Here is a 14996-nt window from a genome sequence, read left to right as displayed (position 1 = left end):
TTTATGTATATAAATAAAGTAGCAGCTTTCAATATTTCACGTATTGAAATTGAAGATGAGAGCAAATTATATAGAGAGTATGAAAAGTTACTCTCTAAGATAGATGGTATAAGTTCTTCAAACATGACAATAGATAATGAAAAGATTCTTAGGTCTAAGATGTTAGAAGCGGGTTTGATTGAAGACGTTAAAAAATTAATAGGCGCAAATATAATAACTGTCCCGTCAACATTTGAAGTAAATAACATAATTCAAAGTTCCGTTATTACTGGATATCAACGGCACCAGTTTAATGTCTTTTCTTTTTTAATTTGTGATGAGTTAGTCCAAGATTCGAGCACTTTTGCCTCTCTTGAAGAAATGTTCTATAAGAGCTTTGAACAACGTGTTGAAGAGATTAGGGATTTTTTAAAGTTCTCTTTAGTTCCTGTTACTGTGTTCATACTTGGCTACAGCTTTACGAAGAGTGAATTAGAAATCCAGCATATAGACACGGTAGAGAAGCAAAACGAAATAACAAAACAGCTCGAATTCCCACCAGAGTATTATCAATCTGGTGTTAATATTTTATCGTATTTCTCAGAAGTATTGCGGCAAAAATATCCTGATGTTCAAGCTACAGTTAGTATTGAACAGGAAGGTTCGAAAGTTAGAATGATAGTATCACTTCCCTGTGGCAGTATTGATATTGTTGAACGTGCTCTTGAGACATATTCATTGGTAGTAATCAATAAAGCAGACCCGAGAGAGTTATTAGATAATGACCTTCATATTCAGCAGTTAAGTCACAAGTTAGAAATGGCAAATATGGAGATTAGGCATACAAACTCTTTACTACAGATTGAGCAAGCTCGACATTCAGAAAGAGTAAATGACTATAAAGACAGGGTTGAGTCTTTGGAACAGAAAGTAAATAGCTTAACGGAGCTATTTGCTAATCAGCAGTCTCTAACTGGTCAGAGTCAAAAAACAACTCAATCTCAAGTCGGGCTAATGAGTGCGCAAGTTAACCAAAATAATAAAACTTTGGATGGATTAATTGCGTCGTTAGAAAGCTCTAGTGATACTCAACTTCTGCTAATAGATCTTAAAGAAACTTTAGAAACAAATACCCTATCACCAAAAAAAGCAGAAGAAGTCGCTACTTTGATTTGCAAGCAATCTCCTTCAACTTCTAAATCATTAATTGATTTGATGGAAAACTCTATGTATGGGGCCAGTGGCAATCTATTGTTCACAGCACTTCAAGAAGCAGCAAAGGCGATCGTATGATCGCCTTATATTCCATTTATGAGGTGATAGAGCTGGCAAGCTCAACGTAATTAAAGTATTTATCTAAATTCCAATACTCTTCAGGAAGGTCAAACTGATTAGTTATTTCATTGTACATATATTTTACATACTCTATGGGCTTTTCTATTTCATCTGGCGCTGGCATTTTATAGGGCATAGTGATTCTCTTACCCTGGCTAGCTGTTCTACTTTTGTATATTTCAAAGATTACGCCAAACATACTGGATATACTATTAGCTTTTTGTGGGACGTTTTTATATAAACTGCGCGCAAAGACTGCTGAATCATTACTGCTAGAAGTTACATTCTTATTGTGCTTTTCTGCAACTTTAGGGTCTACTCTAGAAATTTTTTCAGTTTTCTTCTTTTCATACGAAAACTTGAAGTCAGGATGATCGTACTCACAAAGTAATTGTAGGAGTAAGAAAGAGTCAAACTTTTCATCTTCAGGAACACATACAATAATTGATTGGTATTTTTCGAATAATTGGGTCATTCTTCTAAGAGACAAGCCATAAATAATACCGATACAGGCAAGTACGCTTGATAGATGATCTTTGATAGACTCATCTTCTTTAAGTAATGGCCAGGACAACTCATATATTTTGTCCAAGTTATCTGAGCTATCGACCAACAGTCTAGAAAACTCAACTTTATTGGGCTCAGGTAATCTAGCACTCCTTGTAAAAAAGCGAGATAAATATTCTGCACCATTGAACTGAGGTCCATATACCGCCTGTACTGAGTGGCTTAATTGTTCAGTATCCGTTGCCATAACAAAAACAAACCCTTTGATACCAAATAAATGTTTAACTATCTCTAAAAATTCAATAGCGTAACTAGGCCTACACCTATCTAGTTCATCAACTAGAATGATAATATTTCTGTCTTTGTAATACTCTGCAAAGTGAGTCAAGTGCATTTTAATATCGGCTAACGCATTCTTCTGATAGATATAGTTATCTGAAAGTTTTTTCCCAACTTTTTGCAATTTACCTGTATCATCAAAAGTTGCTTTATCTTTTACTAGTTCATATATTGCTGTGTTCTCAAACTTCCCGGATAGGTACGCTGCTCCACCTAGTGCCGAAACATTCCAAAGCCACTTCAGTCTGTCTGCTATTACATCCTCAGCTTGAGCTGCAGCTTCTCCTTCATGTATGTAAGCAAGCTGTCTTATCATTTCATTTATTATTACAAGCATTGGGTCTTTACTGAAATCAGATTCCCAAGCATTTATGTAAAAGACAGGGTTCTGATCAACAAATCTTAGCTGGCAATACAATTGTCTTAAAAAGTGTGTCTTTCCTATACCCCAGCTTCCATTTAAATTCATAACCAACGGTTGAGTTTGGCCTTTTATATATGAAGATATAAAGTCTCCATAACCTTTGCTTCCAAGCTTACAATTGTCCCAATTGTACTTCTTTTTCCAACTTAGAAATGGGTCTTGCTTATTAGACATTTTTTATTCCTTTTAATAAATTTCCGGATATCAGCTTGGCGGCCTAAAAGGCTTTTTTGGCTTCGAACAGGGCTTCGTACAATTGTTCAATAGTGTCGAATATTTTGAAGTTACCTTTATTGAGTACTCTTAGATTGGGCCTTTCAGTTTTAACGCCTTCCTGGTTTCCTTTTGTATGTTTTGCAACGTTTGCATCACTTAGGCTTGGTAACGGTTGGCCTGGTATATCTCCAAAAAAATAGTAAGGACCTAACTTAAGGCTTTCTTCATCAAAATAAATCCAAATGATACAACCTGAGGGTTTATCTGCGAGTTTTAGGTTTACGTTTTGACGTGAGGTCTTGCTTCCAATAAATGAAGCTTTTAGCTGGACATGTCGTACTACTTTATTCTCTTGTAAGATGACATCATAGTATGAATTGCCAATCTCGGGTTTACCCACTTCTAATCGACAGTCTTTTTCTCTCCATGACAGTTTTAACAACTCGCCTATAAACAGGTGCTCTATTAGTTTCTCTCTATAAGAGGAGTTTTCCGAATGTTTATTCATAAAATAGTTTTCTCTAAAATTTTGAATATCGTTTTATTCTTTGTGCTTGGGTAATTCCCCTCCAACACACCTTGAGAATAATATATTTCACCAGGGCATCCACATTCAATAAAAGTAAACGTTTATATGATCCATGTTATGCCAAGTAAATAAATCAATTAAAAAGCTCTGTAGTTCTCTCTGAGCGCTTAAGGTTAAACCCCGCGTGTTTGTTCGACTCAAGTGTTTTTAAAAAGATTGAGGGGTTTTTAAAAAGGTTTTAAAAAGAGTTTCTGTGCACATCACTGTCATGTTTCGTATTTGGGTGGTAACTTTTACCTGCAAAGTTACCTGAGTAGTGTAAGGTGCAGAGGAGGCATTGCTTGCAGTGCTCAACTATTTGTCTTTTATAGTTGATCGTTTTTTCTTGGCTGTTTAGTCTATTAAATAGCTCCAAACACCTAATATGTAAAACATTTTACGCCTAATTTTCTATTCCTCCCCCGCTATTCTGAGCTCATTGATTCAACGATGAGCACCCACAATGGAAAACACTGAGTTTGACTGGTACGAGATTTTTACTGCCGGCACCCACACCGACTCAAACGGCAATACCCAAGAGTTTACTGCCGCAGATTTAGACTCTGTGGTCACAAACTTTATTCCTAAGACTAGCCCTTTAGTCATTGGCCACCCTAAGACTAACGACCCTGCATGGGGTTGGGTCAGCGACTTAAAAGTCGAAGACGGTAAGTTGTTTGCCAAAGCTGAAGAGGTGGCCACTGAGTTTGCTGAAGCAGTCGAAGCAAAACGCTACCCAAATCGTAGTGTGCGTTTAGAGGGTGAACCAGGTAATTACTTTTTAGGTCACGTTGGTTACTTGGGTGGTAAGCCCCCTGCTGTTGCTGGCATGCCTTGGCAATTCAATGAGCAGTCAAAAGGCGCTGTATTTGAGTTTGCAGCCAATGAAGCCAGCGAACGCGTTGAAGATGTAGCCATGCAAACCGCGCGTTTATTTACTGACTTTATGAGTCACTTCCGTGAGTGGGTTATTGAGCAGCATGACCTAGATACCGCAAACCGCCTCATTCCAAATTGGGAAGCCGACTGGCTTAACCGCAAAACCATCATCGCTGAACACGAACAAGACAAACAGCGCTTTGGCGACCATGCCTTTAGCGCCCCTTCCAATAACCCCGAGGAACAAGAAGTGAGTGACAAAACTAAAAACGAACCCACCGACACCGAGAAAGCATTGCAGGCCAAACTGGACGCGGCGAACAAGCGTAACGCTGAACATGAATTCAACCAACGCAAGTTTGATGCGCAAACGTTTATTGATACCAAGGTCAATGGTGGCAACGCCCCGCGTATCACAAAAACAGACGGTTTGGCCGAATTTATGGCACACCTTGAAACAGACAGCGCCAACACATTTGAATTTGCCGCAAGTGATGGCAACCAAACCTCGTCAGCCAAGCCCGCAGAGTTCTTTAAAACCTTGCTGCTTTCATTGCCCGAGCAAAGTGGGCTTACCAAAGAATTCAGCCGCAAAGACGACAACGAAGAAACCGAGATTGATAACTCGGCTGATGCATTGGCTCAAAGAGCTGTGGAGTATCAAAGTGCGCAAGCGAGTAAAGGTTTCACAATCAGTTTAAGTACAGCGATGGACCACGTTACGCAGGAGTCAAACTAATGGCCATACCAGGATTAATTAGAAACTTTGAGTCTGACACCCCATTGCCTGCAAACCGTTTCGTCGCGGCTGATATCGGCGATTTTATGGCCACCAATGCCACGGGTATTAACAGCCCTATTCTTGGGGTCACAGAGCAAGGTACAGATAAAAAGCTACGTGTTGATGTGGTCATGACCCAACTTGCGCCCATAGAGCTAGGTGGCGACTTTTCTGGGGGGGAATATGCGGTAAGTGACAGCGAAGGCCGCGCCATACCCCTAGACCCAGCCGCACATGCTGAAGATACCGAAATCCATGTAGCTGGCAAGGTCCTCGAAAAAGGCGACGTGGGCACCATTGTTGATATTCATATCGCCCCATTTGTGATTATTAAATAAGGAGAGTTGCCATGAGTGATGGTATGCCATTTACCCCCGACGTGCAGCAAACGGCGATAGCAATTGCCTATACCAATCGTCAGTTAATAGCCGATAGGTTACTGCCCTACGCGTCTGTGAACAGACGCGAATACAAATGGGGTGAGTACAATCTAGCGGATAAGTTCACGGTACCAGATACCAAAATTGGCCGTAAGTCAGAGCCAAACCAAGTTGAGTTTGGTTATGACGAAAGAACTGGCTCTGTGACTGACTACGGTTTATCTGATGTTGTACCAAACGACGATATCACCAACGCGCCACCAAACCACAACCCGTTGAATGTGGCGACCGAAAACATTACGGACTTGGTATTGCTTGGCCGAGAAATACGCGTGGCTAAAAAGTTCTCTGATCCCGATAACTTCGGTATGCACAAAAAACTGGGCACGGCAGGCCTAAAAAAACTGGATGACCCTGAGTTGGATATATTGCGTTGGTTCCTCAACTTACTCGACGAGCCATTAATGCGCCCAAATTGCATGACCATGTCATTTAAAGTGGCAACCGCACTTAGGACCAACAAAAAGTTACTAAAAGGCTATAACGGCACAACCGGAGACGAAGGCTTGGTGCCTTGGGCCTACATCAAAGAAGCGCTTGAAATAGAGCATATCAATATTGGCCAAGCACGGTTAAACATCGCTAAAAAAGGCAAAGCACCAGTCTTTGAGCGCGCATGGGGCGACAACCTAGCGCTTACCTACCATGACCCGCTGGCCAGTTTTGAAAACAAACGTATGACCTTTGGACTCACTGCCCGTTACAAGAACCGTGAATCAGGCAGCAAGCCGGTATCTGCCGGTTTACGTGGCGGTACCAAGGTCATTGTAGGTGAATCAGTCGAAGAGCAAATCATTGCCAAAGGGTGTGGTGTGCTACTGACTGATGTACTGACCGCTTAATCACTTAGCCATTAACTCCCTGTGGGGCTTCGGCCCCTTTATCTAAGGACAACACGATGTTTGTAAATGCACAGCACACAGTCAGTACAATTGGGTTAAGTCGCTTGTTGGAATTTGCTAATGGTACATTTGCTCTTGCGTACGATGCCCAGCAAATCACTGAAAATGATTTAAACAAAGCCCTGTTGGCCACACCAGAAACAGACATTCAAACCACCCTTTTAAATTGGTTTAACACCGCTTCAACCAACGTAAATAACACCATCATGGGTTATGTGGCAAAGCTTGAACTCACACAAGCGGAAGTGGATGCCTCCCCTTTACTGGGTATAGCCGCAGACTTAATGCGTTATGAGCTATGTAACAACGATGCCGACGAAGGGCTAATGACCAGGCGTAAAAACGCCATGCTAGAGCTTGGCAATATTGAGGCGGGGACCATTCAAATTAAAGCGCCCTCGCCTTTGGCCTCTGGTCCTATTCAAACCAAGCTTTTGGCGAGCAACTTTGATTGGCAAAGGTATTAAGTCATGGCGGGCGTATTCATTGATATTTCGGGCGATGCGTTAGAGAAGTTGCAAGTGCTCAATCGTAAAAGCCAAGTCCCTGAAGATGTGTTGGATGACATAGGCGCATTTTTAGATATGGACGTGACAACTCGTTTTTTAAACGAGCTGGCTCCAGATGGCACCCGCTGGGAACAATCCGAAGCTGCAAAAGCGCGTAAAGGGTTAACGCTGACCGACCAACGTAATTTAGCGGGCTCTGTCACACACAATGTGGAAGGCGATGAATTGTTGCATGGCTTGGGTGAAGAATACGCTGCCATACATCACTTTGGGGGCAAAACAGGCCGAGGCCATGCCATTACGCTCCCTGCACGCCCGATTATTGGCATAGAACAATATCAAGCCGGTGCCATTGTTGAAACGCTTACAGGCTGGCTGGTTTAAACGGGGTTTAAAGCATGTTTAATTTTGATTTAAACCACATTGAAAAGGCTTTAAATAACGCGCGCATTGCCAAGGTGGGTTTTGCACAAGACTTTAACCAGGCGCGCAGTAAATCAGTGCACGCGCCTTTGTTGTATGTATTGCCGCTCGATGAAGATTACCAATCAACCAACAGTATTACAGGTCAAGACGAATACGCCGTAACGGAGCTGTTTGCCGTGATGATAGTTATCCCTTGTCATAGCGCCAACAGAAAAACCGACCAACAAATTGAAACACTCCGCGAGCGAGTCAAAACGGCATTGGCTGGCCTTACTTTTGCGCCTTATGAGCCCATTAAGCTACATCGGGGCCGCATGGTGGAGCTCAACGTGCAAACCAATAACCTTATTTATCAGTGCCAGTTTTCAGTAAGTGGGCACATAACCATCAACACCAAGGAACCAACATGAAAGCGAACAAAGAACATGACCTGCCACCAAAACCGAGCAGCCCAACGGAGATTGCACAGCAAGTGCAACACGCCCTTAAACAAAACGGCAATCGCAGTAATGCCGCTGGTGCATTTGTACTCGATGGCGACACCATTAAACCAGGAGCAAGCAAATGAGCTGGCGATTTAAAGACAGGCTAATTATGGCCGACTCTCTCGGCACAACCCTCACAGGCAACCATGCGATATACGCCAGTGAAGTGGAATTTAACATTGAGGCCGAAACCGAAAAAGACGACATAGAGCGCGCGTATTCTGGCGCAAGCATGGAGATTATCTATGGCGAGCATGTGACGCTGAACTTTAAAACCCCCTTGGCCATGAGTGGCAGCGCGGGCTCTGCCCCTGCCATTGCGCCCCTACTGTTAGCATGCGGCATGGTGCAAGTATCCAGTGCCAATGCGGTTACATTCACCAAAGGCGCTGCCACCAAAGCCACATGTTTAATGCGCTTTGGGCAAAACACGCATCAAATCTCTGAGATGTTAGGCACGTTCAGCATTAATCTTGAAAAAGGCCAACCCGTGATTAATTGGCAATTTAAAGGCTTGTTCAGTGCGCCCATACAATCTAGTGCCCCGCCAGCCACGGATTGGTCTAGGTGGAAAAAGCCCTCAACGCTTGGCGTGACCAATAGCAGCGCATTCAAGCTCAATGGCCTTGCGCGCACCTTACACAAATTAACCATCGATGTGGGTAACAACGTAGTGTTTGACCGCGCCATTAATCATGAAGAAATACTCATAACAGGCCATGAATCGACGGCGAATATCACTGTTACCAGTGATTCCCTGTCTATCTTCAATCCGTTTGAATTGGCTGGCAGCATTCAGCCTTTTGAGTTTAACCATGGGCAAGGCGCAGGCAACAAAGTGACGCTATTAGGGCGTTTTCAAATGCCCACGCCCAAGTATGCAAGCTTAGAAAGCGAGCTCACAGGCTACGAACTGGACGGCAAGTTGGTGCCTTCAGACAGTGGCTATGACGAATTAACCTTAGTATTTGAGTGATCCAAATGAAATTAAAAAAGTTAGCGAAATTAAAAGACGCCACCATCCATGCGCCCATTCATTTTGAGTATGGCGGTGTGGAGTTTAAGTTCAACGCACACATTAAATTGGTACCTGAAAACGACATTGAAACGCTCACCAACCCGCAAAGTACAACGGATAAAGCCATCGTTGAACAACTCCTGATTGGCTGGGATGGTTTTATTGATGAAGGCAAAGACATCACCTTTTCAAAAGACGTGCTAGACGAAATGCTGTGCTTTGGCGGCATTACTGGGCGGTTATCTGCTGAGTGTATTAATGCGCAGTATCGAGTACAGGAAAAAAACTAATCGACGTTGCTAGGTGGTTTGTGGGCGACCTAGCAACACACAGCAAACATTTAGACGATGACTTAGCCCATTTTGGTGCGCCGGTTGAGCAAGAAAAAGTCGAAGCAGATTTATACGTACTCCCGCAAAACTGGGCAGCTGTTAAAGCGCTTTCAACCGCCAATACCCAATGGCAATACTGCAAAGACGGCATAGAGCTCGCCCTTGATTATGCCAGGGCTGAAATCGCTTGGCGCTATACCGACATTGCCCTCACCCCTACTGATTTTGACAAGCTCCAATTCTTAGAGCGCACTGTAATAGGATTACTAAGGCGGCCCGATGAAAAACCAACTGAACCTAGCGCTTCGCTTAAAGTATGACGGCAAAGCCGTTACCGCTGGCACCCACAAAAACGTCCAAGACTTAAACCGCCTGCCTCACGCAATTCAAAATCAGGTGGCTGCGAATCAGCGCTTAGGTGTAAGTCAGGCAAGAGTAATGCAGCAACAAACCGCCATGGGTAGACAGCTTGGCCTATTACAATCAGGGTATGAGTTATTGGGGGTAACCCTCGCAGGTGTTGCATCTATTGGCACTGCCGCCATGTTTATTCGCGATACAGGAGCCGCGCAGCAATTAGACATACGCCTGCAAGGATTGACCGATTCTACGCGTGAATATCAACAAGTACAATATTATCTATTTGAAACTGCAGACAGGCTCAATACCCAATACATCACCCTTGCACATTCCTACTCTAAAATCCTCAACCTGCAACAAGTCGGCATTGTGACCCAGACACAAGGCAAAGCAATCCTTGAAGGCATGGCCAACGCCGCCGCTAAAACGGGCGCGAGTAACCTACAACTTGAGCAATCCTTATTTGGTATGACACAAGGTATGACCGCAGGCGTATTGCGAGCCGAAGAACTCAACCAAGTCACAGAGCCTCTGCCTGGACTTTTACAAAAGCTTGATAAAGCGGCGGGCGTGGCTGCAGGTGGCTTTAGGCAACTGGTCAATGATGGCCGTATCACCAGCCAAATGTTTAAACGCTATTTAATAAAGGCTTTAAACGAGTATGCCGGTGCAGCAGAAGCTACTGAAGGTAAAATCAACGCATCGTTCGCTGAAATGAGTAATGAGTATCAGCGCCTTATTCGCGAATACGAAAAGCCCGTTAACTTTGCAGTGGTTGAAGTGGCCAATGCAGTGACCGCAGGCATGCGCGAACTACGCGAAAACAAAGAATTGGTTGAAGGGTTAACCACGTCAGCAACGGCTTTGGCGATTGTTTACGGGGGTAAATTGGCAGGTAACATAACAAAAACGACCGCCATACTGGGGTCGAAAGTCATTGCGTCACACAAAGCAGCGCAAGCCAACCTGCAGCTTGTGGCTGCCAATCAACAATTGGCCGCAACAGAGCACGCCAAAGCAATACAAGAGCGTGACGCTGCAAGGCGGCAATTACAACTTGCGAGTAACATGCACGTAAGAAAAATGGCCACACAAAGTCTCGCTGCGGCAAATACGCGTGCAACGGTAACACAAACAGCATTAACAACGGCAACCAATGCTTACACGGCAGCAGCAGCTAGAGCCTCAATTGCCAGTAGAACATTGGGCGGCGTATTGCGCTTCATGGGGGGCCCTGTTGGGTTGGCCGTGACCGCTGGTTTAGCCATTGCCTATTTTGCTACCCAAGGCGATAATGCCAGTACCAGCTCAAAAAGGCTTGAAACACACCTCTATGACTTAGGCGATGCCTTTAACTCCGTGGGTAATGTCAGCGCAAAAGCGCAAATTGCCTCGGCTTCAAAGCAAACCATCAATTACACAAACAACATTGAAAACGCGTACAAACGCATTAAACAATTGCGCCAACAAATGAATAATGCGGGCAGCGACCGCGCTAAGTTCACCTATCAAAACCAAATTGCAGGCATTGAGCGCTACATTAACGAGCAAGCAAAGCTTCGCGCCGAGTCCATGAAAACCGCAGCACAAGCCGCCAACCTGCAACAAAACCTCAAGGCGCTGGATTGGAAGCAAATCGCTGAAAGCACAAAGCAAGCAACAAATGCCCTGCCCCAAAACATACAGCAGCTGCAGCTTTCACTCTTAGGAGAAGAAGCCAGGCTCAAAGCCAGCTATAAAAAGCGCAAAGAAATGGTGATACAAGCGCGCGAAAACGACTTGGGTAATAAAGCCAAATACGATGCCATTTTAAAGCAGCTCGATGCCAAACTGGATGCTGACCAACAAGCCCTAATCAAAAAGCGAGAAGCAGAAAAAACACGCATCCAAAACCAAGCAGAGGAAAAGCGCCGCAATGATTTACGTAAAGAACTAGAAGACCGAATCGCGCAAATTAAAGGTTTCACTAACCGCGAAGCCCTCGCCGCTTATGATAGCCAAGTACGCGTAGAAGAAGCAAAACAACAAGCGCGCATCGATGCCAAACGCAGAAGCATGCTTGGCCTTGCTGCAAATGATGAAGTGGGTGAAATTAAATACAACGCCGACAATCAAATTCGAAACATAGAACGCCAGCAAGAACTAAACGCGGCTAGAGGCTTCCATAGCCAACGAGAAGCAGATGAATACGCACACCAAGAGCGATTGATGCAGGCGCGCACCCGTAATACCGGTGCCATGCAACAACACCTAATGCAGTTTGCAAACTGGGAGACGAAAAATGCCCGAGAGAAGACCTCTGCAGTAGTCGGCCTTGGCGCAGCAGGTTTTAAAGCCATGGCTGGGCAAAGTAAAACCGCGTTTAAACTCTACAAAGCGTTTTCAATCACTCAAGCCCTAATCAAAACCTATGAATCGGCAACTGGTTCATTTGCGGCATTGTCACACATACCAATCGTGGGGCCTGCCCTTGGTGCAGCCGCTGCAGCTGCGGCTATTGCTATGGGTATGCAACAAGTTCGGGTGATTAAATCACAGCAGCCCGCTGGTATCGCGCACGGTGGCCTAGACTACGTACCAAATGAAAGCACATACATCCTACAACGCGGTGAACGTGTCCTCTCTCCCAAGCAAAACGTCGAAATCAGCCACATGGCCAGACACTACAACGCAGGCAACCGCCAAGCTGCAGGTCAAAATGTGGTGTTTAATATTACCAATCAGATCACCGTAGAAGGTGCTGCCAATGCCGAGCAAAGTAATGAGATTGGTGCAAACATTGCTCGGCAAATTGAAGCTGTTGTTGTTGAGAGTATTAGCTCTCGTGGGGCTGTGTTTAGGGTTTTAAAGAATGCAGTATAGTCAAAAAAACAACTATAAAACAATAGGTTAAAAGTTTAACTCCAAGCCTTATTTTTTGAGCTTGTCATAGAGGTATGGTATAATAAATGTACCAACCAAGACTAAATAAACACTATTATATTTGTAGGAAATTATTATGAAAATGAATAAAAGAAAAAATGAAATCACTCGCACTCTAGTAAAAATGAGAAGCATTCTTAGCAAGAAGTGGGAGATACCTACGAAGCGTGCTTTGAAAGAAGTTATCCTCAAAGCACGCTTCGTAGGTATCACATTATAACATATTTTACGGACTTTTTATATAGCTCATAATTACACTGTTGTACTGCTATAAAATTAGTTCCCGCAGGCTGTTATCTCCTAGACTTCCTCAGTCAATTTTATCTCTACCTGTTTATAAGAAAAAGTTTCTGATATCGAGCCTTTAATATATGAATAGTAGGAGTCTTTTGAATTATCAACAGAACCCGTACCAACGACAATATACTCAATTTTCTTACGGTTTCTTTTTTGATATCCATAGTGCATTATTTGACCTAACGCTTCTCGAATACAGGCTTCTGGTGAAGGAGATGACTTAACCTCATATATTAGATACTTATCTTCCAACTCAACTAATACGTCAATATAGTCTACCTCTTTCTCAACTTTACTCTTACCAAACTGAGAAACTAACTCGTCAAGAAGTGCATTTTGAATCCTATTGTGAACTTGTTTCCTGATATATGCTGAAGATGCTTTTACTTCTATTTCATCTGTGTTTTTGTGTTCTGGTGAATCTAGTTCAATAGGCGTTGTTGAATTACCAAAAGTCGAGTACAAACCGAATATTTGTGCAACCTTTGTGCTATCCACAATATGGTGCATTGTCTGTCCATAAGAAGCGTTTACTAAATACGATAGCTCGCTTTCAATAAAATCAACTTCGATCGTATGACCCAATTCTTCGCAAGTATTGTAATTTGGAGTGATATCGCCTTTGACAACAGCATATGCACCAATCAATAACCTAGCTTGCTTACCGTTTGGTGCCCCGTGAATCTTAACCGCAATTAGATCACCAGGCTTAAGGCTCAAAAAATGTTTTAATGCAGTATATGAACTAGAGCTTTCACCTACACTTTTAAGGTGATGGACAATCTTGGAATGCGACTCCCCTACAAAATCACTTAAATTTACCCCTCGTGCAAACCCCACAGAAACTACACTTCTTCGTAGCATATCTGGAAGCTTATCTTCAAAATCATTAGGATTCTTTTCATATTTACTTCCGATAACGTAATAGCTCATTCAGTTCCTTTATGTTTTTAATATTAAAAAATTGGTTCAGGTAAAATATTATATTCCTTCATGTTAACATGCTCATAGAATTAAAGGAGAAGTTTATGCTTGAAGCAACGGTAGCCATTTTATTAACATTATTAGCTTTCTATGCAGCCATAACGCTTGGATTCATATATTTTTACATTAAAAGTATGATTGAAATTGTGGAATTGTTTCGAGGTCAATCTTTAATCATTGACAACTTAAGCCGTGATATAAACATTACAAGTAGTAAAGTTGAGGCTCAATCTTTAATCATCGACGGATTAAATCGTAAAATAGAAGTAATTAGCAGCAAAGTTGGAGTTCACTCCAACGTAAATGGCAAAGTTAAAAAGCTTAATATACCTAATGATCCTTCGCTTGACGAAGTGAAAAGTGATAGGCTCTTCTGGTCAATTCTATTAATAGCAACTGTTGTTACTACTACTCTAATATGCTCATTGTATCTTGAAGGTAATGAAAAGCCACTTGATAAATTTGAGTCTGCTGCAATCGCAATCAATAATTATTTGAGTCCAATTCTATTGATATTGACAGTATATCTTTTATTTCAAACTTGGAAAGTAAGCAAAAAAGAACTTAACAAAACGTCCGTGACATTGAAAATGCAAACAGAAGCTCAACAATTGGAGGGTTCATTATCTCTACTAAGGGAGCGTATTAAAACTTTAAAGAGCGTCCTAAATAACCCACCCTCACAGTTATTAGTGTACTGTGCCAACTTTCGTTTGAAGGAACTTTCCTCTCAATCTGCCAACGGTTTATTATTAGATGAATTTGCTAAATGTTTTTTGAGCAAGCTTCCAGATGACCTCATTCATCTGGTTCCTCAATTGGATCCAAATAAACCATTTGATTTTCTTGACACTCTTTGTCGAAATTTCAATGTTGAGCCGGTAACGTACAATACTATCGTATCGCTTTATGGCAAACATACTGTAGACTCATATATGAAAGTCGTTAACTTTAAGGAATTTAGTCACAGAGAACTATTGGCTTCAACCAGAATGCTAAGGGAGCTAGCTTTACATGATTCACTAAAAATGTACATTATGTGCGAAAGTAACCCTTTGCGAATTAGCGCACCACTTAAACAACAGGAAATACTTGCTTTCAACATGCTCAACAGTAATTTGGGTATTATATCAGCAGCTGAAAATGAAAAGCATAAAGCTATATTGAATGAAGAGCTAATCTATTCGTTTACTAATGCTGAGTATGAAGGGTTGAAAGCTTTAAGTAGGATGTTGCCTAGGTAAAACATTTTCCACCTAAATCCCTGCTCCTAATTTTTTAAACTCGCTCACA

The 14996-nt window shown here is 42.6% G+C and carries 16 protein-coding genes; 13 read left to right on the top strand and 3 right to left on the bottom strand.

The genetic code is table 11. The features are described from left to right. Window positions 1–3: 3 nt before the first annotated feature. Entirely contained in the window at window positions 4–1272 is a 1269-nt protein-coding gene (locus A7985_RS09020; protein WP_065790147.1) for a hypothetical protein, read from the top strand. A 16-nt stretch (window positions 1273–1288) separates the two neighbouring features. Here A7985_RS09020 and A7985_RS09015 read toward each other — a convergent pair whose 3' ends face one another. Both A7985_RS09015 and A7985_RS09010 read right to left on the bottom strand, forming a co-directional pair. Next, window positions 1289–2758 carry a KAP family P-loop NTPase fold protein gene (locus A7985_RS09015; protein ID WP_065790146.1) on the bottom strand — a complete coding sequence of 490 codons (1470 nt, stop codon included), beginning with the start codon at window positions 2756–2758 and terminating at the stop codon, window positions 1289–1291. A gap of 43 nt (window positions 2759–2801) precedes the next feature. Then, complete coding sequence (locus A7985_RS09010; protein ID WP_065790145.1) at window positions 2802–3308, bottom strand: hypothetical protein; 507 nt, start codon at window positions 3306–3308, stop codon at window positions 2802–2804. A 523-nt stretch (window positions 3309–3831) separates the two neighbouring features. On the opposite strand from A7985_RS09010, the gene A7985_RS09005 reads away from it, so the two are divergent. Genes A7985_RS09005 through A7985_RS08960 form a run of 11 tightly spaced genes read left to right on the top strand, consistent with a single transcriptional unit; the run spans window position 3832 to window position 12362 of the window. After that, the gene (locus tag A7985_RS09005; protein WP_065790144.1) at window positions 3832–4986 is read left to right on the top strand and encodes a hypothetical protein; all 1155 of its coding nucleotides are present in this window, start codon (window positions 3832–3834) and stop codon (window positions 4984–4986) included. Further along, window positions 4986–5366 (top strand): hypothetical protein, encoded by a 381-nt coding sequence (locus A7985_RS09000; protein WP_065790143.1) that lies wholly within the window; start codon window positions 4986–4988, stop codon window positions 5364–5366. The genes A7985_RS09005 and A7985_RS09000 overlap by 1 nt, the downstream gene beginning before the upstream one ends. A gap of 11 nt (window positions 5367–5377) precedes the next feature. Then, a complete protein-coding gene (locus A7985_RS08995) occupies window positions 5378–6310 on the top strand; it encodes a capsid protein (protein ID WP_065790142.1) in 933 nt (310 codons plus the stop codon). Between the two features lie 56 nt (window positions 6311–6366). Beyond that, the gene (locus A7985_RS08990) at window positions 6367–6837 is read left to right on the top strand and encodes a phage protein Gp36 family protein (RefSeq protein WP_065790141.1); all 471 of its coding nucleotides are present in this window, start codon (window positions 6367–6369) and stop codon (window positions 6835–6837) included. A 3-nt stretch (window positions 6838–6840) separates the two neighbouring features. Further along, entirely contained in the window at window positions 6841–7263 is a 423-nt protein-coding gene (locus tag A7985_RS08985; RefSeq protein ID WP_065790140.1) for a phage virion morphogenesis protein, read from the top strand. 14 nt (window positions 7264–7277) lie between these two features. Continuing rightward, on the top strand, window positions 7278–7715 hold the full coding sequence (locus A7985_RS08980) for a phage tail terminator protein (protein WP_065790139.1): 438 nt from the start codon (window positions 7278–7280) through the stop codon (window positions 7713–7715). Then, window positions 7712–7873, top strand: coding sequence for a hypothetical protein (locus A7985_RS26450; RefSeq protein WP_155734335.1), 162 nt, complete (start codon window positions 7712–7714; stop codon window positions 7871–7873). The genes A7985_RS08980 and A7985_RS26450 overlap by 4 nt, the downstream gene beginning before the upstream one ends. Continuing rightward, a complete protein-coding gene (locus A7985_RS08975) occupies window positions 7870–8766 on the top strand; it encodes a hypothetical protein (RefSeq protein WP_065790138.1) in 897 nt (298 codons plus the stop codon). Before A7985_RS26450 ends, A7985_RS08975 begins: the two co-directional genes overlap by 4 nt. Before the next feature lie 5 nt (window positions 8767–8771). After that, window positions 8772–9098, top strand: coding sequence for a hypothetical protein (locus A7985_RS08970; protein ID WP_063365144.1), 327 nt, complete (start codon window positions 8772–8774; stop codon window positions 9096–9098). Between the two features lie 20 nt (window positions 9099–9118). Continuing rightward, window positions 9119–9460 (top strand): DUF1799 domain-containing protein, encoded by a 342-nt coding sequence (locus A7985_RS08965; RefSeq protein WP_065790137.1) that lies wholly within the window; start codon window positions 9119–9121, stop codon window positions 9458–9460. Continuing rightward, a complete protein-coding gene (locus tag A7985_RS08960; protein ID WP_065790136.1) occupies window positions 9420–12362 on the top strand; it encodes a tape measure protein in 2943 nt (980 codons plus the stop codon). Before A7985_RS08965 ends, A7985_RS08960 begins: the two co-directional genes overlap by 41 nt. A 360-nt stretch (window positions 12363–12722) precedes the next feature. Here the strand turns inward: A7985_RS08960 and A7985_RS08955 are convergent, their stop codons facing one another. Continuing rightward, complete coding sequence (locus A7985_RS08955) at window positions 12723–13652, bottom strand: hypothetical protein (protein WP_065790135.1); 930 nt, start codon at window positions 13650–13652, stop codon at window positions 12723–12725. A gap of 95 nt (window positions 13653–13747) precedes the next feature. Between A7985_RS08955 and A7985_RS08950 the strand changes: the two genes are divergently transcribed. Beyond that, window positions 13748–14947 (top strand): hypothetical protein, encoded by a 1200-nt coding sequence (locus A7985_RS08950; protein WP_065790134.1) that lies wholly within the window; start codon window positions 13748–13750, stop codon window positions 14945–14947. The last annotated feature ends 49 nt before the right edge of the window (window positions 14948–14996 follow it).

The organism is Pseudoalteromonas luteoviolacea, from assembly GCF_001696455.1.
GTDB classification, from domain to species: domain Bacteria; phylum Pseudomonadota; class Gammaproteobacteria; order Enterobacterales; family Alteromonadaceae; genus Pseudoalteromonas; species Pseudoalteromonas luteoviolacea_C.
Note: the sequence above shows the minus strand (reverse complement) of the source record. Positions and strands in the feature narration are given on the sequence as shown.

Excerpts from the sequence above, each read along its gene's own strand:
- A7985_RS09000 (WP_065790143.1), top strand. The coding sequence starts at position 4,986 with ATGGCCATACCAGGATTAATTAGAAACTTTGAGTCTGACACCCCATTG.
- A7985_RS08995 (WP_065790142.1), top strand. The coding sequence starts at position 5,378 with ATGAGTGATGGTATGCCATTTACCCCCGACGTGCAGCAAACGGCGATA.
- A7985_RS09015 (WP_065790146.1), bottom strand. The coding sequence starts at position 2,758 with ATGTCTAATAAGCAAGACCCATTTCTAAGTTGGAAAAAGAAGTACAAT.
- A7985_RS09020 (WP_065790147.1), top strand. The coding sequence starts at position 4 with ATGTATATAAATAAAGTAGCAGCTTTCAATATTTCACGTATTGAAATT.
- A7985_RS09010 (WP_065790145.1), bottom strand. The coding sequence starts at position 3,308 with ATGAATAAACATTCGGAAAACTCCTCTTATAGAGAGAAACTAATAGAG.
- A7985_RS08975 (WP_065790138.1), top strand. The coding sequence starts at position 7,870 with ATGAGCTGGCGATTTAAAGACAGGCTAATTATGGCCGACTCTCTCGGC.
- A7985_RS26450 (WP_155734335.1), top strand. The coding sequence starts at position 7,712 with ATGAAAGCGAACAAAGAACATGACCTGCCACCAAAACCGAGCAGCCCA.
- A7985_RS08955 (WP_065790135.1), bottom strand. The coding sequence starts at position 13,652 with ATGAGCTATTACGTTATCGGAAGTAAATATGAAAAGAATCCTAATGAT.
- A7985_RS08985 (WP_065790140.1), top strand. The coding sequence starts at position 6,841 with ATGGCGGGCGTATTCATTGATATTTCGGGCGATGCGTTAGAGAAGTTG.
- A7985_RS08980 (WP_065790139.1), top strand. The coding sequence starts at position 7,278 with ATGTTTAATTTTGATTTAAACCACATTGAAAAGGCTTTAAATAACGCG.
- A7985_RS08960 (WP_065790136.1), top strand. The coding sequence starts at position 9,420 with ATGAAAAACCAACTGAACCTAGCGCTTCGCTTAAAGTATGACGGCAAA.
- A7985_RS08990 (WP_065790141.1), top strand. The coding sequence starts at position 6,367 with ATGTTTGTAAATGCACAGCACACAGTCAGTACAATTGGGTTAAGTCGC.
- A7985_RS08950 (WP_065790134.1), top strand. The coding sequence starts at position 13,748 with ATGCTTGAAGCAACGGTAGCCATTTTATTAACATTATTAGCTTTCTAT.
- A7985_RS08970 (WP_063365144.1), top strand. The coding sequence starts at position 8,772 with ATGAAATTAAAAAAGTTAGCGAAATTAAAAGACGCCACCATCCATGCG.
- A7985_RS09005 (WP_065790144.1), top strand. The coding sequence starts at position 3,832 with ATGGAAAACACTGAGTTTGACTGGTACGAGATTTTTACTGCCGGCACC.